The sequence below is a fragment of the Arthrobacter sp. SIMBA_036 genome (assembly GCF_046535135.1).
GTDB lineage: Bacteria > Actinomycetota > Actinomycetes > Actinomycetales > Micrococcaceae > Arthrobacter.
The window spans coordinates 1-242 of the sequence record NZ_JAWRXG010000413.1; the positions used below are offsets into that span (position 1 = coordinate 1).

At 39.7% G+C, this 242-nt stretch carries 1 protein-coding gene; it reads left to right on the plus strand.

Features of this window, described 5'->3' with window-relative positions:
- Positions 1 to 242 (plus strand): hypothetical protein (locus SB659_RS20355; protein ID WP_410551744.1); only part of this gene is annotated, 242 nt, incomplete at both ends.

Here is a 242-nt window from a genome sequence, read left to right on the forward strand (position 1 = left end):
GTATGTACCGACTGGCTGATTACTTCAGATGAAGGAAAAACACCCGGCACGTTTGCAGGAAAACCCTGGGGAGTAGAGAAACTGACATGTAATGCAAAGCTCCAGATTTCTTTTTTTGTAAATTTTAATGATAGGCTTGAAACTTTTGGCAGTGGTCCTTTAAGCCAAAAAAGAGAAAGAAACGGAGCTATTGCATTGGCAATCAGATATCCGTACAAACCCCAAAATAGTGAGAAAACAAT